The organism is Sorangium sp. So ce1153 (genome assembly GCF_051521595.1).
Classification (GTDB): domain Bacteria; phylum Myxococcota_A; class Polyangia; order Polyangiales; family Polyangiaceae; genus Sorangium.
This window is the reverse complement of record NZ_CP150361.1, coordinates 4,341,044-4,362,500: the sequence shown is the minus strand read 5'-3', so window position 1 is coordinate 4,362,500 and position 21,457 is coordinate 4,341,044. Positions and strand designations below refer to the sequence as shown.

Sequence of the window (21,457 nt, the reverse complement as noted above, 5' to 3'; positions counted from 1 at the left end):
TCCGCGGAGAGCCTGACGACGGCGTGCACGGTGCGGTAGCCCTCGGGACGATCGAGCTCGAGCCAGTGGCGCTCGGTGGCGATGCGCAGCTCATCGTCGGTCACCGGGCCGGCGCTCTCGGCCTCCTCCTTCAGCCGATGGAGCAGGCGACGGGCCAGGACCGCGCGGATCTCGCGCTGCACCTCGGGATCCTGCTCCAGGCCGCGGCCTCGTGCCTCCGCGGCGAAGAGCGCGTCGCGGATCGCTGCATCCGCGGCCTGTGCGGGCGAGACGCGCTGCGCTGCCGCGATGCGAGCCACGGCGTCGACAGGGATGTCGGTCGCGCCCACGCGGGCCGCCAGGTCGGGCGGCAGCGGCAGCGCCCCCCTCGCGGCCGTCGAGAGGGCAGCCCACGCGGCGCACGCGCACAGGCACGCAGCAGCCGCGATCGCTCGGCGCCTAGGGCTCACGCGCTCCCCCCGCGGGGGCGAAGGATCTCCGTGGAGGCCCTCAGCGAGAGGCCGCCGATCACCAGCAGATAGATCGCCTTGAAGTCCTGGCGATCGCCGAGCGCGTGGACCCCGAAGGCGAACGAGAACGCGGCGGCGGCGAGGAGCAGAATCGCGAATGCATCGACGGCGCGGGACACGCGCGTGAGTGTAACGCGATTTGACGTGGAACCGGCGGGGATGCGGGGATGGTGAGGAACGAGCAGCGGCCCGAGGGTCATGGCCGAGCCGCCGCTCAGCGCAGCATCATCACGACCGCCCCGAGGACGGCGAAGACGATCAAGACCAGCAGATGCCGGACGGCGCGGTGGGTGAGCCGCCGTGCGCCAGCTGTGTGCCGGCGGCCACGGGCGACCGCGACGCCAGACGCCCCGGTGATCAGCGCGACGGCGCAGGCCACGGCGACGGCCTGCGCCAGGAGGGCCCGATCCAGGTCCCGGACCCGCCACGCGAGCACCAGGATCGCGAGGCTCACGAGCGCGCCAAACGCGACGACCGCCGTCGCGAGCGGAGGCAGGTGGCCTCGGGCCTGAAGGAGGGGGGCGTCCGGGTCCGGCTCTGGCTGGCGCCGCGCCTCCCACCGGTCGCGCCAGGAGAGCGCGAAGATTCCCCAGGCGATCGCCCCGATCGCGGCGCGGACGGGGTCGAGGCGGGACGGCTGGAGCGAAGGAGAAGCGAGCAGCCAGGTCAGCGTGACGAGCGCCAGGAAGACCGAGATGCCGAGGTGCCGCGCGAGCCGGCGGTGGGTGGCCGAGAGCAGCGGCGCGGCGATGCCGCACAGGAAGGCGAGCGTGGCGGCGACGCTGGCAAATACCGGCGCGCCGCGGCCGAAGGCGGCCGGCGCGACCGTGATCATCCAGGCCACGATCGCAGCGAGCAGCGCCTGAGGGGCGCGCCCGTCGCCGAGGCCGAGGTCGAAGCGCGCTGCCCCGGGCTGCGCGGCGTCGGGGCCCTCGGCGTCGGACGGCCCGTCGGCCTCGCGCGCAGGCGCCCCGCCGCGACCGCCAGCGCTGGCCGCAGCCGACTCCGCGTCACGCGGGTCGCCGATCGAGATCGCGCCGGGCGCATCCGTGCTCATGGGCGGGCCGCTAGGCCAGGTTCCGCAGCAGGTTGCCCACGGGCAGGACGTCCGGCGCTGGCGCGTCCGCCCCCCCGGCGCCGCTCGCGCTGCCCTCTTCCCGGGCGACCTCGAGCCCGAGCCGCTTCCATAGACCCGTGTCCAGGAGGTGGCTCGGACGCACGTTGCCGAGGGCGGCGAGCATGTTCTGCCTCGCGCCGGGGTGGCGCGCGTCGAGCTCCGCCAGCAGCCGGCTCACCGCCTTGCGCTGGAGGTTGTCCTGAGACCCGCACAGATCGCAGGGGATGAGGGGGAAGCGCTCCTCCGCCGCGAACGCCGCGAGCTCGTCCTCGGCGCAGTAGATGAGCGGGCGGATCACGACGTTATCGCCATCGTCGGAGATGAGCTTCGGAGGCATCGACTTCAGCTGGCCGGCGAAGATCAGGTTCAAGAGCAGCGTCGTCACGGCGTCGTCGCGGTGGTGGCCGAGGGCAATCTTCGAGCAGCCGAGCTCGCGCGCGACGCGGTAGAGGATGCCCCGTCGCAGGCGGGAGCAGAGCGAGCAGTACGTCTTGTTCTCGGGAATCTTCTCGGTGACGATCGAGTACGTGTCCTCGGAGATCATCCGGAACTCGTGGCCGCCCGCAGCCATGTAGTCGGCCAGGAGGTGTCCGGGATAGCCAGGGTGTCCCTGGTCGATGTTGACCGCGATCACGCTGAACCGGACCGGCGCGCGCCGCGCGAGGTCGACGAGGAGCGCGTGCATCGCGTAGCTGTCCTTGCCCCCCGAGACGGCGCAGAGGATCCGATCGCCGTCGGCGATCATGTCGAAGTCGGTGACGGCGCGGCCCATGGCGCGCGCGAGCTTGCGGCGGAGTTGCACGGTTTAGCCGGTGAAGCCTTCGATGAGGCGGAGGAAGGTAAGCACGCCGTGGCCCGTCCCGCCCTTGGAGACGATGCCGTAGGGCTTGCTCGCCATGGACGGGCCGGCGATGTCCACGTGGACCCACGGGACATCGCCCACGAACTCGCGCAGGAACAGGGCGGCGGTGATGGCCCCTCCCCAGCGGTCGGCCGTGTGCTTGATGTCGGCCCAGTCGCTCTTCAGGCCCTCGCGGAGCTCCTCGGCCAGCGGCAGCTGCCACATCGACTCGCCCGCGGCCTTCGCGGCGCTCCGCACGCGATCCGCGAGCTCCTCCCGGTTCGAGAAGAAGCCGGACACCGTCGGCCCGAGGGCGACGACGCAGGCGCCGGTGAGGGTCGCGTTGTCGACGATGAAGTCCGGCTTCAGCGCGCGCGCGTAGGCGAGGCAGTCGGCGAGGACGAGGCGCCCCTCCGCGTCGGTGTTGATGATCTCCACCGTCCTGCCGTCCAGAGAGCCGAAGATGTCTCCGGGGCGGTACGCCGCGCCGTCGGGCATGTTCTCCGCGGAGCCGATGATGCCGTGCACCTCGACGTTCGGCTTGGCGGCCGCGACGGCGGCCATCAGCGCGACCACGTTCGCGGCCCCGCCCATGTCGCCCTTCATCTCCTCCATGCCCGGAGCCGGCTTGATGCAGAGACCGCCGCTGTCGAAGGTGAGCCCCTTGCCCACGAAGGCGAGCTTCCCCTTCGGCTTCCCGGCGGGGGCGTAGACCATGTGGATCAGCCGGGGTTCACGCGCGCTCCCCTGCCCCACCGCCATGATGAGCTTCATGCCCCGCTTGATCAGCGCGGCCTTGTCGAACACGGTCACCTTGAGCCCGTGCTGCTTGCCCACGTCCGCCGCGACGCGCGCGAGGGCCTCGGGGTAGAGCTCGTTCGGCGGCTCGTTGACGAGATCGCGCGCGACGCAGATGGCGTCGCCGACCTGCTGGCCAAGGGCGACCGCGTCGCGCGCCGCCTTGCCCGCCTTGCCCTCGACGACAACCGTGCCGCGCGAGAGCCCGAACTTGGGCACGCGATCGCCCGTGAAGTAGCGGGTGAACCGGTAGGCCCCGAGCACGAGCCCCTCCGCGGCGGCGCGCTCGCCGCGCTCGACCCCGGGCGGCACCACGACCGCGACGCTCTCGGCGCGCACGCCGTTCGCGAAGCGCGCGCCCTTCGCGGCGAGCACCCGGCACTCGACGTCGGCGACCTTGCCCGACCCGAGGCCGAGGAGCAGCACGCGGCCGGGCTTCAGCGCGCCGTTCGTCACGAAATCGATGCTCTGATCCTTCTTCCCCGTGAAGTCGTCGCGCTTGACCTGGTGGACCACGGACTCGCCCAGCGCCTCCGCGAGCCTCGCGAGCACGCCCTCACCCGTCGAGGCGCCTTCGGGCACGCCGATGACGACGACGTCGACGGCGATGCTCAGCGGGTCTGACGAGGCGAGGTTCACTTTGATCGGCATGCGGTCTCCTGAGCGCGGACGTGGAGGGTTTCCAGCGCGGCATCTAATCACGAAGGGCTAATCCCGTCGATGTGGACGATGCCCGCGGGCGGTCGGCCCGAGGGGCGGGCGGGAGCGCGCTCCCGGAGGGCGGACGGCCGGCGCGCTCGCCAGCGCGGCGCGCGCCCGGTGCCCGGTGTTCGGCAGACGCTGCGATGGGCTGCGCCGTGGCGCCAGCCGGCGGTGCGCCTGGCCGGACCGCGGCCGAGCGCCCCCGCCCCGAGCGCCGGATCGAGGGGCGTCAGCGCGCCGACTTGTAGATCTGGATCACGTCGGAGAGGAGCCTCAGCGCCTCGGCGCGGGGCCGCTGGAACGCGTTGCGCCCCATGATCGAGCCGAAGGAGCCGCCCGCGGCCATCTCGCGCACGTCGGCGAGGACGGCGTCGGTCGACCTGGACTCGCCGCCGGAGAAGATCACGACGCGCTTTCCGTTGAAGGTCGCCTGCACGACGTGACGGGTCCGGTCGGCGAGCGTCTGGAGGGGGATACTGTACTTCTCGTACATCTTCTTCGCCTCTTCTTGCTCGATATGGGCCGTCGGCGGCTTGACCTTGATGATGTGCGCGCCGAGCTGCGCCGCGATCGTCGCGGCGTAGGCGCAGACGTCGATGGCCGTCTCGCCCTGCCTGGACAGCCCGGCGCCGCGCGGGTAGCTCCAGACGATGACGACCAGGCCCTTGCGCCTGGCCTCGAGGGTGATCTCACGAAGGTCCTCGTACATCCGGTTTCGCGCGCCGGACCCGGGGTAGATCGTGTAACCGACCCCGACGCAGCCGAGGCGGAGCGCGTCCTCGACCGAGCCGGTCACCGCCGAGATGGGCTGCTCCACGCGGGCCAGCGTGTCGCTGTTGTTCAGCTTCAGGATCACCGGCACCTGCCCCGCAAACCTGGCCGCGCCCGCCTGCAGCGACCCGAGCGGCGCCGCATACGCGCTGCACCCGGAGTCGATGGCGAGCTGAAAGTGGTAGTCGGGGTCGTAAGCCTCCGGGTTGGGAGCGAACGATCGCGCCGGACCGTGCTCGAAGCCCTGGTCCACCGGCAGGATCACCAGCTTGCCGGTGCCCGCGAGCGCGCCGTGGTTGAACAGCCGGACGAGGTTCGTCAGCGTGCCGGGGTTCTCGGCGGCGTACCAAGAGAGGATCCGCTCTACACGGGTAGTCAGCGCCATGAATCACTCCGTCAATGGTGTTGCGGTGCGGGGAACGCGTGGCCTACCCGGGCGTGAACCCGAACCTCGATGCCGACGCCCGCGCGGGCGGGCGAGCTCGCGGGAAGTCGTCAGGAGGAGCACGGATGCAGCCGGCCGAACTCCCCAGGAGGCCCGGCGATGGAGCATGTTGTGCGCAGGCATGGGATACGCAATTCTCGACGCTGCGCCGGTCGGCTCTCGAGGGAGCGACGGCCAGCGCAGGCGCGAGCGGAGGGCGGGGCGGCGACGTCCCTGGCCAAGAACGCGGAGGGATCATGTCGCTCTCATCGGACCAACGGAACCTGAGCTGGAATCCGCCGGAGGCGCAGTCGCGCGTCGGGATCACGCTGGAGACGTACATCCTCGAGGGAATGCTCGGGTTTCCCGCGGCGACGGGGGCGTTCACCTCCCTGCTGAATCAGCTGAGCCTGGCGGCGAAGCTCGTGACGTCCAAGGTCCGGCGGGCCGGCCTCGCCAATGTCCTCGGGTACACGGGGCAGACCAACGTGCAAGGGGAGGTCGTGCAGAAGCTCGACGAGGTCGCCAACGAGACGCTGCTCAGCGTGCTCGGGAGGCGCGGGCACTGCGCGGCCGTCGTGAGCGAGGAGCTCGGCGAGCTGAGGCTCCTCTCCACGGACCCGCGAGCCAAGTACCTCGTCGTCATGGACCCGCTCGACGGCTCGTCCAACATCGACGTGAACATCTCGATCGGCACGATCTTCGGCGTGCTCCGCAAGAGCGACGCCAAGATGGGCGCCGACCCCTCGGATTTCCTGCGCCCCGGCCGCGATCTGCTCGCGGCGGGTTACGTGCTCTACGGGTCGTCGACGCTGCTCGTCCTCACGACCGGCCTCGGCGGCGTGCACGGGTTCACCTACGACCCGACCGTGGGCGAGTTCTTTCTCTCCCACGAGAACATCCGCATCCCGGAGCGCGGCGCGACGTACTCGATCAACGAGGGCCACAGCGCGCGCTGGCCCGAGGCGGTGCGCCGCTGGAACGCCTGGATCAAGGAAGAAAACAAGCAGGAGGGGCGGCCCTACGGCGCGAGGTACGTGGGGTCGCTGGTCGCGGACGCGCACCGGACGCTGCTGAAGGGGGGCGTCTTCGCCTACCCCGCCGACCGGAGCGGCCAGGGCAAGCTGCGGCTGCTCTACGAGGCGAACCCGTTCGCGTTCATCTTCGAGGCGGCCGGCGGCAAGGCGAGCACGGGGACCGATCGCATCCTCGATCTCGTCCCGAGGTCGCTCCACGAGCGCGTGCCCCTCGTCATCGGCTCGCCGTGCGACGTCGACGACTACGAGCAGTTCCTGCGCGGGGAGCGCTGAGACTGCGAGGAGCCGGCGCCGCCGCTCTCCATCGCTCCGCCGAGGCGCGCCGCGGAGAGGGCGGCCCGCAGGTCAGACCCCCTGCGCGTCCGCGCCCCAGATGACCTTGTGGAGCTGGACCTGCACCCGGACGCGGAGGCCGTCGTCGAGCACCCACTGGACGAGGTTCCGCGACGCCAGCTTGCCCCAGACGCACGAGGCGAGCAGCGTCAGGCCGCGCGCGTCGAGGCGCCGCTCGCGGATGGTGCCGCGCATCCACTCGTAGTCCGCGCGGTCGGCGAGCACGAACTTGATCTCGTCGCGCGGCGTGAGGTGCTCCAGGTTCGACCAGCGGTTCCGGTGGGACTCCCCCGAGCCGGGCGCCTTGAGGTCCATGATCTTGTGCACGCGCGGGTCGACGCGCGACACGTCGGCCTCGCCGCTGGTCTCGACGAGGACCGTGCGGCCCGCGTCGCAGAGCTCCGCCATGAGCGGGAACGACCCGGGCTGGAGGAGGGGCTCCCCTCCCGTGAGCTCGACGAGCGGCGTGCCGCAGGCCAGCGCGCGCTCGAGGACATCGCCGCGGCGGAGGCGCTTGCCGCCGTAGAAAGCCTGCGTCGTGTCGCACCAGGCGCAGCGCAGGTTGCACCCGGTGAGCCGGACAAACGTGCACGGCAGCCCCGCAAACGTCGATTCGCCCTGCACGCTGGCGTAGATTTCGTGGACGACGAGGGTGTCTTCTTTCAAGGAAGCGGCGCCTCCTGAGGAGCCTGGTCGGCCCGGGCGGCTCCGCGCCGCCGGTGACCCGCGGTGGGGCGCAAGCTTTGGCCGCGCGGCGAGCGCAACGCAAGCGGCGCGAGGCGCTCAGCCGGCGATCACGCTGACCTCGCCCGCCGCGACCGCCCGGAGGACGCCGTCCGCGCCGTGGATGAGGAGGTGGCCCTCCGGATCGATCCCCGCCGCGACGCCGGTCACGCCGGCCACGTCGACGCGGCGGCCGCGCAGCCAGTCCAGCCGGGCGAGATCCTCCGCGAAGGGGGCGAGCCTCCCCGCCTCGAACCGCGCCGCCGCGTCGCCGAGCGCCTGGAGCAGCTCCGCGGCGAGGAGCTCGCGCGGGACGTCGTCGATCCCGAGCATCGCGAGCGACGTGGCCCGCGCCGAGAGCTCCGGCGGGAAGCTCGACGCGTGGACGTTGAGCCCGACGCCGACGATCACGCTGCTCACGGCGTCGCCGCGCAGCTGGGCCTCGACGAGGATCCCCGCCAGCTTGCGGCCCCCGACCAGCACGTCGTTCGGCCACTTGAGCCGCACCTCGGCAGCGGGGCCGTCGTCGAGCGACGGCTCGCGTCGGCGGCGCGCCGCGGACGCGAGCCGTCGCTCGACGACGGACGCGACGGCCAGGCCCATGACGAGGGCGATGGGGGCAACGCTGCTCGCCGGCAGGCCGGGGCGCAGCACCACCGACAGGTACAGGTTCTCCCCGGGCGGGGAGTGCCAGGAGCGGCCGCCGCGCCCTCGCCCCTGCGTCTGCGCGTCGGCGAGGAACGCAGCCCCGTGCGGCGCGCCGGCGGCGGCCGCGCTCCGCGCGTCGTCGTTCGTCGACGCCGTCTCCGCCGCGACCGCGAGCGGCGTGCCGAGCGACGCGCCGAGGCGCGAGAGCTCGCGCTCGACGGCGGCCGCGTCGAGCCGCCTCACAGCGCGAGATCCAGCGCGATGTCGGCCGCGCGCGCCGAGTGCGTCAGCGCCCCGACGCTGATGACGTCGATGCCCGCCGCCGCGAGCTCGGGGATGCGCTCCAGCGTGATGCCACCGGAGACCTCCAGGAGGGGCCGACCGTGCTGCGCCGACCGCGCGCGCGCGGACGCGGTCTTGACGTCGGACAGCGTGAAGTTGTCGAGCATGATGATGTCCGCGCCCGCGGCCAGCGCCTCGTCGAGCTCCTGGAGCGAGGCGACCTCGACCTCGATCTTCGTCGTGTGCGGGGCGCGCGCCCGCGCGCGGGCGACGGCGGTCGTGATGCCGCCCGCCGCGATGATGTGGTTGTCCTTGATCATGACGGCGCTCCCCAGGTTGTCGCGGTGGTTGTGCGCGCCGCCGACCCGCACCGCGTAGCGCTCCAGGGCGCGGAGGCCGGGCGTCGTCTTGCGGGTGTCGGTGATGCGCACGCCGGACCCGGCCGGGATCGCCGCGGCGTAGCGGCGCGCCTCCGAGGCCACGCCGCTCATCCGCTGCGCCAAGTTGAGCGCGGTGCGCTCCGCGCTGAGGAGCGTGCGCGCGGACCCGCGCACCGTCCAGAGCGCCGCGCCGGTGTCGACGGCGGTGCCGTCCGGGACCAGCACCTCCCCCTCCACCTGCGGATCCAGGCGCTGAAAGACGCGAAGGAACACCGCCCCCCCGCACGCGACGAGCGGCTTGCGGGCGACCGCCTTCGCGGTCGCGCGCGCGGAGGCCTCGACACAGGCTTCGGTGGTGAGATCGCCTCCAGCGAGGTCTTCTTCCAGAGCACGATCGATCAAGGCATCGAGCAACGGCGCAGCCAGCACAGGCATCTCCTCGAGCGCCGCACCCCGGCGGCGCCCCAGGTATACTCGCTCCCCGCGCGCGCATCAGCGCCGTCGCCCCCTCTCGCCCATCACGACGCAATGCGTCATCAGACCCTGAGGCTGGAGCTCGCGAGCTCGGCGGCGCGGCTGCCCGGGACGGGACCCGGACGGAACAGTAAGGCGCGCGGCGCCGAAAAAACGGTGCGGATCGCGACCATCGCGACGCTGTGTCGCACAAATGGGGCTGACGTTCGTCTACCAGCCTGTGAGACTCTCCGAGCAACTCCAGCGCCCTCAACGGAGATCGATGCGTCCGCAGGCAGGCCAGGTCATCAATAACAAGTACCGACTCGTGCGCGTCATCGGGGACGGCGGCATGGGGAGCGTCTACGAAGCCCGCCACGAGGTGCTGGGGACGACGGTCGCCCTCAAGTTTCTCCACCCCGAGCTGTCCCGACGCTCCGGCCTGGTGCAGCGCTTCCTGCAGGAGGCGCGCGTCTCCGCGCAGATCCAGAGCGCGCACGTGGTGCGCGTCGTCGACGTGGACCAGACGGCCTCCGGCCTCGCGTTCATCGTGATGGAGTACCTGGAGGGGAAGACGCTCCAGGGTCTCTACGAAGAGCTTTACCGGGCAGGCGTCCGGCTCGCGTACGCCGACGCGCTCGAGTACGCGATGCAGATCCTCGAGGGCGTCGAGGCCGCCCATCGCGCGGGCGTCGTCCACCGGGACCTCAAGCCGGACAACGTCATCATCACGAAGACGTCGAAGGGTGACCCGCTCATCAAGCTGCTCGACTTCGGCATCGCCAAGCTGAAGGTCACGGGAGAGCTCGATCGCGGGCTCACGCGCCCGGGCGTGATCATGGGCACGCCCGAGTACATGGCCCCCGAGCAGGCGTACTCGGCGGACTCCGTGGACGCGCGCGCCGACATCTTCTCGCTGGGCGTCATCATCTTCGAGATGCTGGCCGGCCGGCGGCCGGTGGGCGGCGACGAGCCTCAGCAGATCGCGGGCGCCTACCTGTCGGGCCAGATCTCGCGGCTCTCGGACCTCGCGCCGGAGCTCGCGCCCGCCCTCTGCGCCGCCGTCCACCGCGCGATGGCGGCCTCGCCGCCCGATCGGTTCGCGACCACCGCGGAGTTCCGCAGCGCCCTCGAGCCGTTCGCCCGCGCCGCCCGCGCGCCCTCGGCGCTCACCCCCTCGCCTTCCGAGGTCAGCCTGGCGCGGTCGTCCGCGGCCGCCCTGCCGGCAGCCTTCGCGGCGCCCGCGATGTCCCCCGCCGCCAGCGCGATGGGCGACGGTCGCATCAGCTCCGTCCCCAAGACGATACCGCCGGAGGACAACGGCGCGCAGCACGCCTCGAGCGGGCCGCCGGGAGTGCCCTCGACGCCCATGGGAGGCTTCTCCTCGGATGCCCGAGCCCCCTCCCCGTCGGCTTCAGGGTTCACGCCCAGGCCAGAGCCCTCCTCGGGTCCGTACTTCGCCCCCGGGGGCTATCCTCCGGTCGGGCAGCCGGCGACCGTGAGCGCCGCGCCCTACATGCCACCGCACGGGATGCCTGGCGTGCCGGCGACGAGCCACGAGCCGGGGCCGTTCGATGTGTCGCCGCGCCCGGGCGGGACGGCGGTCGGCAACGCGCCGCCCTTCATGGGCCGGAGCTCGGGTCCTCCCGGCGCGTTCAACGGCGGTCCGGCGCCCGGATACGGCGGGCCTTACGGTGGCGGTGCGCAGGGATATATCCCGGGGACGGCGCCGATGGAGCCGCTGCCGAGGATCTCGCACGGCAGCTCCGGAGCACAGCCGCCTGCTCGACGCGGGACGTCGCTGTTCACGATCCTGCTGCTCGCCACGGGGATCACGGGCGCGGTCGTGGGCGGCATCTACGTCGCCAGCGAGCTTGGCCACAGAGATCAAGCAGAGCTGGCGCCGGCGATGCCGACGCTCCAGCCGGCCACCTCGGTGCCTGCGGATACCAGCCCTCCGGCCACGACGCCCCCCGCGGTGACGCCGCCCCCGGCCGATCCGCCGGTCGTCGCCAAGCCTCAGCCCCAGCCCCAACCCCGGCCGACCACGACCTCGAAGCCGCCGGCGACCACGCCGAGCGCGACGGGGACGACGCCGACCACGCCGACGCCGTCGACGCGCCCCAGCGGGACGACGATCATCCCTCAGCTGCCGCCCCTGGTCATCCCCTCGACGTTCCCGTTCCCGTTCCCGGCGCCGACCAGCGCGCAGCCTCCGGCCGGCCCCCAGCCCAGCACCACGACGACCCCACCCACGACGACCCCGACCACGACGACCCCGACCACCACGCCGTCGGGCAGGCCGCGACGCGTGATCATCGTACCCAACAACTGACTCGCCCGGCGCTCACGGTAGGATGCGATCTCGATGAGCAACCAGAATAGCGGTCCCCCGCCCGGATGGCCTGCGAACCCGAGCGGCATGTACGGCCCTGGCAAGACCGTGCCCGGCGAGCCTCCGCTCGCAGGGCTCAACTCGCCACAGGGCGCCTTCCCCGTGCCTCCGGGCGCCGCGCCGCAGGACGCCGGTGGCGCCAGCGTCCCGCGGACCATCGTCGAGGACGCGAGCAACACCGCGCCCCCGCCCGGAGCGCCCGGGCTCTACGGCCCTCCCGGGGGCGCCTACGGTGCGCCGCCGGCGGGCGCCTATGGCGCGCCTCCGGCAGGCGGGCCTGGCCCCTATGGCCCTGGCGCGACAGCGACATACGGCGGTCCCCCGGGACCCGGGGGCGCCTACGGGCAACCGGCGCAGCCTCCCGCCAGCCCGTACGGCGGCTCGCCGTTCGGCGCCCCAGGCGGGCCCGGGGCGGCCGGCGCGCCGGGGTACGGCGCTCCCCAGGCGCCGGGCAGCGCGCCGATGTACGCGGCGCCGATGGCCGCGCGGCCTCGCCCGAAGAGCTCCGGCCCGACGCTCGCGCTGATCGGGGTCGGCGCTTTCGTGGTCATCGGGGGCATCACGACCGCCTTCTTCGTGATGCGCAGCGGAGGCTCGTCCGACGACGCCGCGACGCTGCCGGCGGTCGATACGCCCCCGGCGCCCGCGTCCGTCGCCGGCGACCCGCCGCCGCCCCCGCCCGCGGCCACCACGCCCGAGCCGCCCCCGCCGGACCCGGCGCCCGTGGCGGCCCCGAAGCCGCCGCCGCGGACACAACCCAAGCCGGCATCGACGCCGAGCGCCGGCGCGACTGGCACTCAGACGTCGCCGACCACCACGCCTCCGGCGACCACGCCTTCGACGCCCGCCGCGACGAGCTCCACGCCCACCCCCGCCACGTCTTCGACGGGACGCAAGAGGATCGTCCTGCCGGGCAGGAACTGAGCTGATCTGCGCTGCCCGCGTCGCCACGACGGCGGCGCGGTGGGCGCGCCCCGAGGGCTCTTCCTGAGCCCGCTTGCCCGAGACCTCCTCCTGAGCCCGCTTGACATGGCGGTCGGGGTGATCACGTTCCGACCTCATGAGCAAATCCGGGATCGCCGCAGTCCTCTCGTTCCTTGTTCCGGGCGTTGGGCAGCTCTATAACGGCGCGTTTCTGCGCTGCATCTTCTGGCTGATCGTCACGCCCGGCCTGTGGATCGGCTCGGGCGGCTGGCTCGGCTGGATCTGCCACCTGATCTCCGCGTACACCGCGTACCAGTACGCGAAGCGCTCCGGCGACTGAGCCGCGCTCCCCGAGGGGCGCGCCGCCTCCCGGTGGCGCGCCCCTCGCGCGACGGCGCGCAACTCGCGCGACGGCGCGCAACTCGCGCGACGGCGCGCAACTCGCGCGACGGCGCCCCCTGACGACGGCGCGCCCGCTCAGGTGGCCTTCGCGAAGATCCTCTTCAGCACCTCGCCCGTCGCCGTCGGCTGACGCGCCACCTCGCGCGGGGTGCCCTCCGCCACGATGCGCCCGCCGCCCGCGCCGCCCTCCGGTCCCAGCTCGACCACGTGATCCGCGCACGCGATGACCGCCGGGTGGTGCTCGATGATCACCAGCGTGTCGCCGCGCTCGACCAGGCGATCGAGCACGCGAACCAGGCGGGTCACGTCCGCCAGGTGCAAGCCGGTCGTGGGCTCGTCGAGCACGTAAAGCGTCGGCTTGGGCCGCGCGCCGGCGGTCAGCTCCGCGGCGAGCTTGAGCCGCTGGGCCTCGCCGCCCGAGAGCGTGTGCGAACCCTGGCCGATGTGGAGGTAGCCCACGCCGAGGTCACACATGGTCGCGAGCGGCGCGCGGATCCGGGGGTGAGCCGCGAAGACCTCGACCGCCTCCTCGGCCGTGAGGTCGAGGATCTCGCCGACGGACAGGCCGAGGTAACGCACGTCGAGCGTCGCCGGCTCGAAGCGCGCACCGCCGCACGCCTCGCAGGGCGTGGTCACGTCGGGCAAGAACGACATCTCGTGCGCGATGACGCCCTGACCCTCGCACGCGGGGCACCGCCCGCCGGACGCCGTGTTGAAGGAGAACCGCGCCGGGCCGTAGCCGCGCACCTGCGCGTCGGGGCAGGCGGCGTAGAGCTTGCGGACCTCGTCCCAGACGCCGAGGAACGTCGCCGGGACCGAGCGCGGCGTCCGCCCGATGGGCGACTGGTCGACGGCCACCGCCCGCAGGATGCTCTTCGGCAGCTTCAGCGCCTTGTGCGGGCCCGGCTCGGGCGCCTCCAGCTTCAGCGCACGGCGGGCGGCGGGGTAGAGCACCTTCTGGATGAGCGTGCTCTTCCCCGAGCCGGACACCCCGGCGACGACCGTCATCCGGCCGGCAGGGATCCGGAGCGCGTCCCCCTGGAGGTTGTGCGCGCGGGCGCCGAGCAGCTCGATGTGCTCGCGCGCGGGCGGGCGCGCCGGGCGCGCGCTGAGCAGGGCGTCCTCGCCGGCGAGCGCGCGGGCGGTCGGCGAGTCGGGGTTCGCGAGCACCTCGCGCGACGCGCCAGCCGCGACGATCCTGCCGCCCTTGCGTCCGCCCGACGGGCCGAGGTCGATCAGGTGATCCGCGGCGCGGATCGTGTCGGCGTCGTGCTCCACCATGAGCACGGTGCTCCCCATGCCGGCGAGCCTCCGCAGGTTGTCGAGCAGCCGATCCGTGTCGCGCGGGTGCAGGCCGATGGTCGGCTCGTCGAGCACGTACAGCGCGCCGGTGAGGCCGCTGCCGAGCTGCGCCGCGAGCCGCAGGCGCTGCATCTCGCCGCCCGAGAGGGTGGACGCGCGCCGGTCGAGCGTGAGGTAGCCGAGGCCGACCTCGCAGACGAAGTCGAGCCGGCGGCAGAGCTCCTTGTGCGGCGCCTCGGCGATCAGCGCGCGATCGCCGGTGAAGCGCAGCCCCCTCGCCCACGCGGCGGCCGCCGCGACCGACCGGCCGGACGCCTGGTGGTAGCGCTCGCCGGCGAGCCGGACAGCCCGGGGGATCGGCGCGAGGCGCGAGCCCCCGCAGGCCTCGCACGGGTCGGGCGTCGCGAGCGCGTCGTCGTCGAAGTCCGAGGCCCCGGTCCCCTCGCACGACTCGCATCGGCCCTGCTTCGTGTTGAACGAGAACCAGCGGGGATCGAGCTCCGGGACGCCGACGCCGCAGCGCGGGCAGGTGCGCGTCGTGGAGAGCAGCTGCTCGCCGCCGCGGCCGCCGGCGAGCTTCACCGCCCCCCGACCGAACGAGAGGGCGCGATCGAAGAGCGCGCGATCGAGGCCGTCCATGCGGCCCTCGTACATCACGAGGTCGATCGAGTGCTCGCGGCGCTTGTCGAGGCGAGGAGGGCTGTCGGTCGCGCACGGCTCGCCGTCGGCGAACGCGCGGGTGACGCCGGCGCGGGCGGCGGCGGTGAAGACGTCGAGGTACGTGCCCTTGCGCGCCACGACGGCGGGGGCGAGGAGCGTCCGCGCGCCGCGCGTCGCGAGCAGGGAACGGTAGACCTCGTCCGGCGAGCGCGCCTCGATGGGGACGTCGCAGTCCGGGCAGCGCGCCTCGCCGACCTTCGCGTAGAGCAGCCGCAGGTAGTGCGCGATCTCGGTCACGGTCGCGACGGTCGAGTTCGCGCCCGAGCGCGTGGTGCGCTGCTCGAGCGCGATCGACGGGGGGACGCCGGTGACGCGGTCGACGTCCGGCCGCGGCAGCGTGGGGAGGAACTGGCGCGCGTAGGGGGTCAGCGTCTCGAGGAACCGCCGCTGGCCCTCGGCGAAGACGACGTCGAAGGCAAGCGTGCTCTTGCCAGAGCCGCTCGGGCCGGTGACGACGACGATCTGACCATGGGGGATCACGGTCGAGACCTCGGCGAGGTTGTGCTCGCGGGCGCCCTCCACCTCGATCCGCCCCCGGTCGAGCGAGGCGCGCGCGGCGCCGTTGCCGCCGCGCTTGCCGGATCTCGGGGCGGCGGGCGCGGCAGCCGCAGCGCCGCGCCGGGGCCGCCGCGACGAGCCGCCGCCTCGCGCCGCGAACCACTCGGCCAGCGAGCTGCCGGTCCGCGACGTCGTCACGGCGACCTGCTCGGGCGTGCCTTCCGCGACGACGCGCCCGCCCTCGCTGCCCGCGCCCGGCCCGAGGTCGATGACCCAGTCGGCCGCCGCGATGACGTCGAGGTCGTGGTCGACGACGAGCACGGAGGCACCCTCGGTCACGAGCACGGAGAGCGCGGCGTTGAGGTGCTTCACCTCCTCCGGGTGCAGGCCGGCGCTCGGCTCGTCCAGGAGGAAGAGCGCGCCCGCGCACGGCTCGCCGAGCGCGCGCGCGATCTTGAGCCGCTGCGCCTCGCCGCCGGAGAGCGTCGAGAGCGGCTGGCCGAGCGTCAGGTAGCCGAGGCCGAGCTGCTTGAGCGGCGCGAGCGCCCGCCGGACCGCGGGCTCCCGCTCGAACGCCTCGAACGCCTCGTCGATCGAGAGGTCGAGCACGTCGGCGACAGACCGGCCGTCGAGCTTCACCTCGAGCACCTCGTCGCGGAACCGCTTGCCCTTGCAGGTCGGGCAGGTCAGCGACACGTCCGCCAGGAACTGCATCTCGATGGTCTCGCTCCCCTCGCCCGAGCACGCCTCGCAGCGCCCGAGCGCGACGTTGAACGAGAAGTGGCCTGGCCCGAGGTCCCGGGCCGCCGCCTCCGGCCGCTCCGCGAAGAGCGCGCGGATGCGGTTCCACGCGCCGGTGTACGTCGCGGGGTTGCCCCGCGACGTGCGCCCGAGCGGCGCCTGGTCGACGAGCGTGACGGTGCGGATGTCCGCCGTGCCCTCGATGCGCCGGTACAGGCCCGGCGCCTCGATGTCCTTGTAGCCGCGCGCCCGCGCGACGTGCCGGTAGAGCACGTCGTTCACCAGCGTGCTCTTGCCCGAGCCGCTCGGCCCCGTGATCGCCACGACGACGCCGAGCGGGACGTCGACCGTGACGTCGCGGAGGTTGTTCTCGCGGGCGCCGTGGATGGTGAGCTTTCCGCTCGGCGTCCGGCGCTCCGCGCGCGCCGGGGGCAACGGCGCGCGCGCGGCGAGCCCCTCGGGAGGGCCGTCGAAGGTGACGCGCCCGCCCTGCTTGCCCGCGCCGGGGCCCAGCTCGACGACGCGGTCGCTCGCGCCGATGACGAGCGGCTCGTGCTCGATCACGAGCACGGCGTTGCCGCGATCGGCGAGCTCGCGCATGGCTGCGATGAGCGGCGGGATGTCCGTCGGGTGCAGGCCGACGGTCGGCTCGTCGAGCACGAAGAGCGCGCCGGTCAGCGAGGTGCCGAGCGCCGCCGTGAGCGCGACGCGCTGCGCTTCGCCCCCCGAGAGCGTGCGCGCCTGGCGCGCGAGCGAGAGGTAGCCGAGCCCGACCCGCTCGAGGTAGCCGAGGCGCGCGATGAGCTCACGGCGCGCCATCTCCCCCTGGCCTGTCTGGGGGCGCTCGGCCTCGAGCCGCGCGCGGGCGTCGCGGAGCTCGAGCTCGTGCCACGCGGCGAGATCGAGGCCGCCGACGCGGTAGAGGAGCGACTCGGGGGAGAGTCGCTTGCCCTCGCACGCGCCGCACACGTCGTAGGTGCGGTAGCGCGCGAGCAGCACGCGGACGTGCATCTTGTAGGTGCGCGTCTCGAGCCAGCGGAACCAGGCCTTCACGCCGGGGTACTTCCCCTGGTTCCACGTGCCCTCGCCCTCGAGCACGAGCGCGCGCTGCGCCTCGGAGAGGTCGCGCCACGGCCGATCGGTGCGGATCCCGTTCCGCTCGCAGTACGCGCGGAGCACCTTCCGTTCCCACGTGGTCGACTTGCCGTTCCAGGGGCGGATCGCGCCGCCCGCGATCGACTTCGCCGGGTCCGGGATCACCTTGTCGTAGTCGATCCCGAGGGTGCGGCCGAAGCCGCGGCACGAGGTGCACGCGCCGGTCGGGGACTGGTACGAGAACAGCCCCGGGCGGGGCGGATCGAAGGCGCGCGCGCACGAGGGGCACGCGAGCCCGCGCACGAGCCGGAGCCGCGTCGCCCCGGTCCCGTTGCCGCCCGGCTCCTCGGCCTTGCGGTGCAGGTGGAGCGACGCGTCGCCCCCGCCGCCCTTCCATGCCTCCTCGATGGCGGCGCCGAGGCGCCGGCGCTCGCGGGGAGCGACCCTGACGCGATCGACGATGACCTCGACCTTGTCCGTGCCGCTCAGCGCCTCGGAGGGCGCCACGCTGTCGAGGTCGCGCGCCTCCCCGCGGACGAGCAGGCGCCGGTAGCCGGCGGCCAGCAGCGACTCGCGCACATCCAGGAAGCGCTCGGTGCCCGCGACCGGGATCGGGTACGTGACGAGCGCGGTCGCCCCCTCGTGCGCGCTCGCGGCGAGATCGGCGGCGCGCGCGGGATCGGTCCGCGCGGCCGGCACCCCGCAGGACGGGCAGACGGGCACCGCCTCGCGCGCGAAGAGCGCGCAGAAGTACGGCTCGAGATCGGCCATCGTGGCGACCGTCGACCGCGAGCTCTTGACCGGCGCACGGCGGTCGACGGCGACGCCGGCGGCCACGGGCTCGAGCGCGTCGATCGGCGGCCGCTCGAGCCGCTCGAGGAACTGGCGAGCGTAGGGGCTGAAGCTCTCGACGAACCGCCGCTGCCCTTCGGAGTAGAGCGTGTCGAGCGCGAGCGATGATTTGCCGGCGCCGGACACGCCGGCGATGGCCACGAGCTCGCCGGGCCGGAAATCGAGGTCAATGCCCTGAAGGTTGTGCGTGCGGGCGCCGCGGAGACAGATCGATTGCATAGGAGGCGCGAAGGGTGTGCCCCGCGGGGATGGCGTCCGGAGCGGACAGGCCCGCGTGAAACCGCGAGTGTTTAGCCCCCTTTCCGCCAAGCGTCCAAGCGTCGCGGACGATCATGCGTGAGCGCGCATGCTGACTCATGCGCACCGCGGCTTTGCGTTTTTCCGCGCAAAATTATCGTGTGTCATCGAGGACAGGCGCGCTCTGGCGGCGCACGGCGAGGCGCGCACAGGCAAACTGCCGTGTCTGCCCGGCATGGCCAGCGCGCCTGTGCGACGCGGGCGGCTAGCCGTTGACGAGGAGCAGCGAGAGGTAGCCGTAGTCGTTGCTGGTCCAGCGCTCGCTGAAGGTCTGGCCGCACATCCCGATGTTGTAGGTGCCCGCGGGGAGGCCCGTGATCACGGCGCTGAGCCCGAAGGACACGCGCGTGCGTGCGGGGACCCGACCTCCTGTCATGCCGAGGCCGACCACCCGCACGTCCTCGAGCACGGGTCCGGTCGGTCCGGAGCGAGACCGCTGGTAGCACATGTAAAGGTTGAGGCTGTCTGCCGGGAATGCATCCGCCCCCAGGTACCGGTGCGCTGTCGCGTAGATCGACTGGCTCGCCGACGAGACCTCGACCGAGGCCGTGGGCCCGAAGAAGTCGACGGGCATCCCGGCCGGCAGGGTGTCGTGCGGGCCGACGCCGTGGACCATCAGCGACAGCACGACCCCCTGTGGCCCCGTCGGGCCAGCAGGGCCCGTCAAGCCGCGCGGCCCCTGAGGCCCGGTGGGACCCGCGGGACCGACCGGACCGTCGAGCCCCCGAGGTCCGGCAGGCCCCGTCGGGCCTTCTGGCCCTATGGGGCCGATGGGGCCCTCGGGTCCCATGAGGCCGATCGGCCCCTCCGGCCCCACCGGGCCCATCGGGCCTTCCGGTCCCATCGGCCCCTCCGGCCCCACCGCGCCCTCCGGGCCCCTGGGACCCATCGCGCCCTCCGGCCCCGTGGGCCCAGCTGGACCGACAGCACCCGTGGGCCCTGCGGGACCCATTGCACCTTGTGGCCCCTCAGGACCTGCCGGGCCCGCTGGACCGGTCGGCCCAGCAGCGCCCGCAGGCCCGGTAGGCCCAGCAGCGCCCGCTGGCCCCGCAGGCCCGGTCGCTCCAGCAGCACCCGCAGGACCGGTGGCGCCGGCCGGGCCTGTCGCGCCAGCCGGGCCCGCTGGACCGGCGGGCCCGGCCGGACCAGCCGGCCCCTGAAGACCCGCCGGCGAGCCGACCCAGTTCCCGTTCTCGTCGATGACCTGGGTGTCGTTCACCGTGATCCCGCGCGCGTCGATCAGCACCGTGCTGCCGTTCGTGGTGTTCACCGTGACCGAGCTCGGCGTGATGTCGCCGCTCACGTTGCCGGCGAGGAGCGCGTACGGCACGCTCGCGACGGCCGCGCGCGGTTTCAGCTCGTCGTCGTCGCCGACCGTGATGCCGAGGTACCGCTCGGCGCCGTCGAAGACCTCGCCCTGGAACGGGACGATCGAGCCGAGGCGCACCGAGAAGAAGCCGTCCTCGAACGTGATCGTGTGGACCTCGCTCCAGAGCGGCGTCGACGCGTCGCGATCGTCGTAGAGGGCGAAGGTGACCTCGAGGGTCTCGCTGATGGGCGCCTCGTTCGCGCCATAGAGCCGGCCTTGATGGGTGATCGTCGCCGGCACCGCCGCTTCCGCGGCCCCGGCGCCCGCGATCGCCGCCAGGATGGAAGCCGTCACGCACCGCGCGATCATCGATGTCCTCATCGGCACGTCCTGTTCATGGCGAGCTCGCGTTGGCTCCGACGAGCCCGCCCTGCATCCGATACCCCGGGGAGGTCGTCTTCTCCTGGTTCTGCGTCGGCTGGCCGAGCGTGAACACCATCCGGTAGCGCGAGCTCTTCGCGACCTCGCCGGCGCTCACCGTCTCGCTCGCCCCGGCGCGCGCGCCAGCCTGCGCGCCCCCGCCGCCACCATCCCCGCCGCCGCCCGAGCTCACGGCCGCGCCGTGGCCCCCAGCGCCCCAGACGCCGCTCGCCGTCGGGGGCTCGTCGACCATCGAGTCGGCGGCGCAGCTGCACGCAGGGGTCAGCGCAGCGATCACCATCACCGCTCCGAGCCAGGCGGGAAAGCGCAGTCCGCGATTCACTGAGTCCTCCGGCCCGACGGTTGGTCGTGCTCAAGGTGCATTGGACGAGCGGCGGCGATCGGCGTCAAGCGACGACCCCGCCGCCGCGCCGCCGCCCTGCGGGAGCCGCGCGCTCCGCCGGCCCCGCGCCGGTCGCGCGGCGATCGATACGGCGACGCGGTGGACAGGCGGCGGCGCGCGCGCTATGCGGCCGCGTGAGCCGCGCTGACAAAGAGAAGGAACGAGAGGGAGAGAAGCTCATCGTGCGCAACAAGCGCGCGACCTTCGACTACACCCTGGAAGATCGGTTCGAGGCGGGGCTGGTGCTGCTCGGCAGCGAGGTGAAGATGCTCCGCGACGGCGCGGCCGAGCTGACGGACAGCTGGTGCGCCATCGAGAACGGCGAGGTGTTCCTGAAGGGCGTCAACATCCCCGTGATGCCCCAGGCGGCCTTCGGGCACGAGCCGAAGCGCTCGCGCAAGCTGCTGCTCCACGAGAGCGAGATCGAGGCGATCCGCAAGGGCGTGGAGCGGGAGGGCATGACCGTGATCGCGACCCGCCTCTACTTCAAGAACGGCCGCGTGAAGGTGGAGATCGCCCTCGCCAAGGGGAAGAAGACCGTCGACAAGCGCGAGAGCCTGAAGGAGAAGGACGCCGCCAGGGAAGCGCGCGCCGCGATCGAGCGGGCCCGCGGCGGAGGCGACCGCGGGCGCGGCGCCCCGCCGCGCGCGGAGCGCGCCCGGCCGCGGAGGCCGGAATGACCGCACATCTCACCTGGTCCAAGGGCGGCGAGGCCGAGCTCGTCGAGATCGACGGCGACCGCGTGCGGCTCCGTTCGACCGCTTCGTCCGCACCGGGAGCGCGCGTGGAGGGCTCGCTCCTGTCGACCGGGACGGCCATCCGGCTGAAGGTCGCCCGCTGTCGCCTGCGCGGCCCGCAGGGGCCAGACGACCCGACACCGGCCGAGCGCATCTACGAGCTCGAAGGCCGGCTCATCGACGCGACGCGTGAGGTCCGCGCCGAGCTCGCGCGCCTCATCGACGTGGAGCGTCCGAGCTGATCGGCGGGCAGAGCGGCTGCGGAGCGGCTGACAGCCAGCCGATGTTGCGGTGATCCACGGCGACATCTACGCTGGTTTTCATGAAAATTACGTCGCGCCCTC

The 21,457-nt window shown here is 73.2% G+C and carries 18 protein-coding genes (1 of these 18 only partly in view); 6 read left to right on the top strand and 12 right to left on the bottom strand.

Going from position 1 to position 21,457, the window contains the following annotated elements:
• The 6 genes from WME85_RS15560 to WME85_RS15535 all read right to left on the bottom strand — a co-directional run.
• Positions 1–449 carry the 5' end (the start) of a peptidylprolyl isomerase gene (locus tag WME85_RS15560; protein WP_437839041.1) on the bottom strand. The gene continues 535 nt to the left of window position 1, outside the view, so 449 of the gene's 984 nt are visible here — the first part of the coding sequence; the start codon lies at positions 447–449; its stop codon lies beyond the left edge, outside the window.
• Positions 446–628 carry a hypothetical protein gene (locus WME85_RS15555; RefSeq protein ID WP_436617212.1) on the bottom strand — a complete coding sequence of 61 codons (183 nt, stop codon included), beginning with the start codon at positions 626–628 and terminating at the stop codon, positions 446–448. The genes WME85_RS15560 and WME85_RS15555 overlap by 4 nt, the downstream gene beginning before the upstream one ends.
• 95 nt (positions 629–723) lie before the next feature.
• Positions 724–1,566, bottom strand: coding sequence for a hypothetical protein (locus WME85_RS15550; protein ID WP_437839040.1), 843 nt, complete (start codon positions 1,564–1,566; stop codon positions 724–726).
• Between the two features lie 10 nt (positions 1,567–1,576).
• Positions 1,577–2,428 carry a tRNA 2-thiocytidine(32) synthetase TtcA gene (gene ttcA / locus WME85_RS15545; protein ID WP_436617210.1) on the bottom strand — a complete coding sequence of 284 codons (852 nt, stop codon included), beginning with the start codon at positions 2,426–2,428 and terminating at the stop codon, positions 1,577–1,579.
• 3 nt (positions 2,429–2,431) lie between these two features.
• Positions 2,432–3,916, bottom strand: coding sequence for a leucyl aminopeptidase (locus tag WME85_RS15540; protein ID WP_437839038.1), 1,485 nt, complete (start codon positions 3,914–3,916; stop codon positions 2,432–2,434).
• 280 nt (positions 3,917–4,196) lie between these two features.
• A complete protein-coding gene (locus tag WME85_RS15535) occupies positions 4,197–5,123 on the bottom strand; it encodes a class I fructose-bisphosphate aldolase (protein ID WP_437839037.1) in 927 nt (308 codons plus the stop codon).
• 296 nt (positions 5,124–5,419) lie between these two features.
• Between WME85_RS15535 and fbp the strand changes: the two genes are divergently transcribed.
• Positions 5,420–6,472: a class 1 fructose-bisphosphatase gene (gene fbp, locus WME85_RS15530; RefSeq protein WP_437839035.1), complete on the top strand. Its 1,053-nt coding sequence runs from the start codon at positions 5,420–5,422 to the stop codon at positions 6,470–6,472.
• A 72-nt stretch (positions 6,473–6,544) separates the two neighbouring features.
• On the opposite strand, the gene WME85_RS15525 is transcribed toward fbp, so the two are convergent.
• The 3 genes from WME85_RS15525 to nadC form a co-directional block, all read right to left on the bottom strand.
• Entirely contained in the window at positions 6,545–7,198 is a 654-nt protein-coding gene (locus WME85_RS15525; RefSeq protein WP_437839033.1) for a radical SAM protein, read from the bottom strand.
• Positions 7,199–7,315: 117 nt separating this feature from the next.
• The gene (locus WME85_RS15520; protein ID WP_437839031.1) at positions 7,316–8,146 is read right to left on the bottom strand and encodes a biotin--[acetyl-CoA-carboxylase] ligase; all 831 of its coding nucleotides are present in this window, start codon (positions 8,144–8,146) and stop codon (positions 7,316–7,318) included.
• Positions 8,143–8,994 carry a carboxylating nicotinate-nucleotide diphosphorylase gene (gene nadC / locus WME85_RS15515; protein WP_437839029.1) on the bottom strand — a complete coding sequence of 284 codons (852 nt, stop codon included), beginning with the start codon at positions 8,992–8,994 and terminating at the stop codon, positions 8,143–8,145. The genes WME85_RS15520 and nadC overlap by 4 nt, the downstream gene beginning before the upstream one ends.
• Positions 8,995–9,301: 307 nt before the next feature.
• Between nadC and WME85_RS15510 the strand changes: the two genes are divergently transcribed.
• The 3 genes from WME85_RS15510 (at position 9,302) to WME85_RS15500 (ending at position 12,677) form a co-directional block, all read left to right on the top strand.
• Positions 9,302–11,353 carry a protein kinase domain-containing protein gene (locus WME85_RS15510; RefSeq protein WP_437839027.1) on the top strand — a complete coding sequence of 684 codons (2,052 nt, stop codon included), beginning with the start codon at positions 9,302–9,304 and terminating at the stop codon, positions 11,351–11,353.
• A 33-nt stretch (positions 11,354–11,386) separates the two neighbouring features.
• Positions 11,387–12,337 (top strand): hypothetical protein, encoded by a 951-nt coding sequence (locus WME85_RS15505; RefSeq protein ID WP_437839025.1) that lies wholly within the window; start codon positions 11,387–11,389, stop codon positions 12,335–12,337.
• Between the two features lie 136 nt (positions 12,338–12,473).
• A complete protein-coding gene (locus tag WME85_RS15500; RefSeq protein ID WP_436617202.1) occupies positions 12,474–12,677 on the top strand; it encodes a hypothetical protein in 204 nt (67 codons plus the stop codon).
• A 137-nt stretch (positions 12,678–12,814) separates the two neighbouring features.
• Here WME85_RS15500 and uvrA read toward each other — a convergent pair whose 3' ends face one another.
• From uvrA to WME85_RS15485, 3 genes are all read right to left on the bottom strand, one after another.
• Complete coding sequence (gene uvrA / locus WME85_RS15495; protein WP_437839023.1) at positions 12,815–18,166, bottom strand: excinuclease ABC subunit UvrA; 5,352 nt, start codon at positions 18,164–18,166, stop codon at positions 12,815–12,817.
• Positions 18,167–18,449: 283 nt separating this feature from the next.
• The gene (locus WME85_RS15490; RefSeq protein ID WP_437839021.1) at positions 18,450–19,907 is read right to left on the bottom strand and encodes a collagen-like protein; all 1,458 of its coding nucleotides are present in this window, start codon (positions 19,905–19,907) and stop codon (positions 18,450–18,452) included.
• A gap of 40 nt (positions 19,908–19,947) precedes the next feature.
• Positions 19,948–20,274, bottom strand: coding sequence for a hypothetical protein (locus WME85_RS15485; protein ID WP_437839019.1), 327 nt, complete (start codon positions 20,272–20,274; stop codon positions 19,948–19,950).
• A 236-nt stretch (positions 20,275–20,510) separates the two neighbouring features.
• Between WME85_RS15485 and smpB the strand changes: the two genes are divergently transcribed.
• Together smpB and WME85_RS15475 are read left to right on the top strand one after the other, a co-directional pair.
• Positions 20,511–21,056, top strand: a complete 546-nt coding sequence (smpB, locus tag WME85_RS15480) for an SsrA-binding protein SmpB (RefSeq protein WP_437309870.1) — start codon at positions 20,511–20,513, stop codon at positions 21,054–21,056.
• Positions 21,053–21,355 (top strand): hypothetical protein, encoded by a 303-nt coding sequence (locus WME85_RS15475; RefSeq protein ID WP_437839017.1) that lies wholly within the window; start codon positions 21,053–21,055, stop codon positions 21,353–21,355. Before smpB ends, WME85_RS15475 begins: the two co-directional genes overlap by 4 nt.
• Positions 21,356–21,457: the final 102 nt, after the last annotated feature.

Excerpts from the sequence above, each read along its gene's own strand:
- WME85_RS15535 (WP_437839037.1), bottom strand. The coding sequence starts at position 5,123 with ATGGCGCTGACTACCCGTGTAGAGCGGATCCTCTCTTGGTACGCCGCC.
- WME85_RS15510 (WP_437839027.1), top strand. The coding sequence starts at position 9,302 with ATGCGTCCGCAGGCAGGCCAGGTCATCAATAACAAGTACCGACTCGTG.
- WME85_RS15485 (WP_437839019.1), bottom strand. The coding sequence starts at position 20,274 with ATGGTGATCGCTGCGCTGACCCCTGCGTGCAGCTGCGCCGCCGACTCG.
- WME85_RS15540 (WP_437839038.1), bottom strand. The coding sequence starts at position 3,916 with ATGCCGATCAAAGTGAACCTCGCCTCGTCAGACCCGCTGAGCATCGCC.
- uvrA (WP_437839023.1), bottom strand. The coding sequence starts at position 18,166 with ATGCAATCGATCTGTCTCCGCGGCGCCCGCACGCACAACCTTCAGGGC.
- WME85_RS15550 (WP_437839040.1), bottom strand. The coding sequence starts at position 1,566 with ATGAGCACGGATGCGCCCGGCGCGATCTCGATCGGCGACCCGCGTGAC.
- WME85_RS15505 (WP_437839025.1), top strand. The coding sequence starts at position 11,387 with ATGAGCAACCAGAATAGCGGTCCCCCGCCCGGATGGCCTGCGAACCCG.
- WME85_RS15500 (WP_436617202.1), top strand. The coding sequence starts at position 12,474 with ATGAGCAAATCCGGGATCGCCGCAGTCCTCTCGTTCCTTGTTCCGGGC.
- fbp (WP_437839035.1), top strand. The coding sequence starts at position 5,420 with ATGTCGCTCTCATCGGACCAACGGAACCTGAGCTGGAATCCGCCGGAG.
- WME85_RS15475 (WP_437839017.1), top strand. The coding sequence starts at position 21,053 with ATGACCGCACATCTCACCTGGTCCAAGGGCGGCGAGGCCGAGCTCGTC.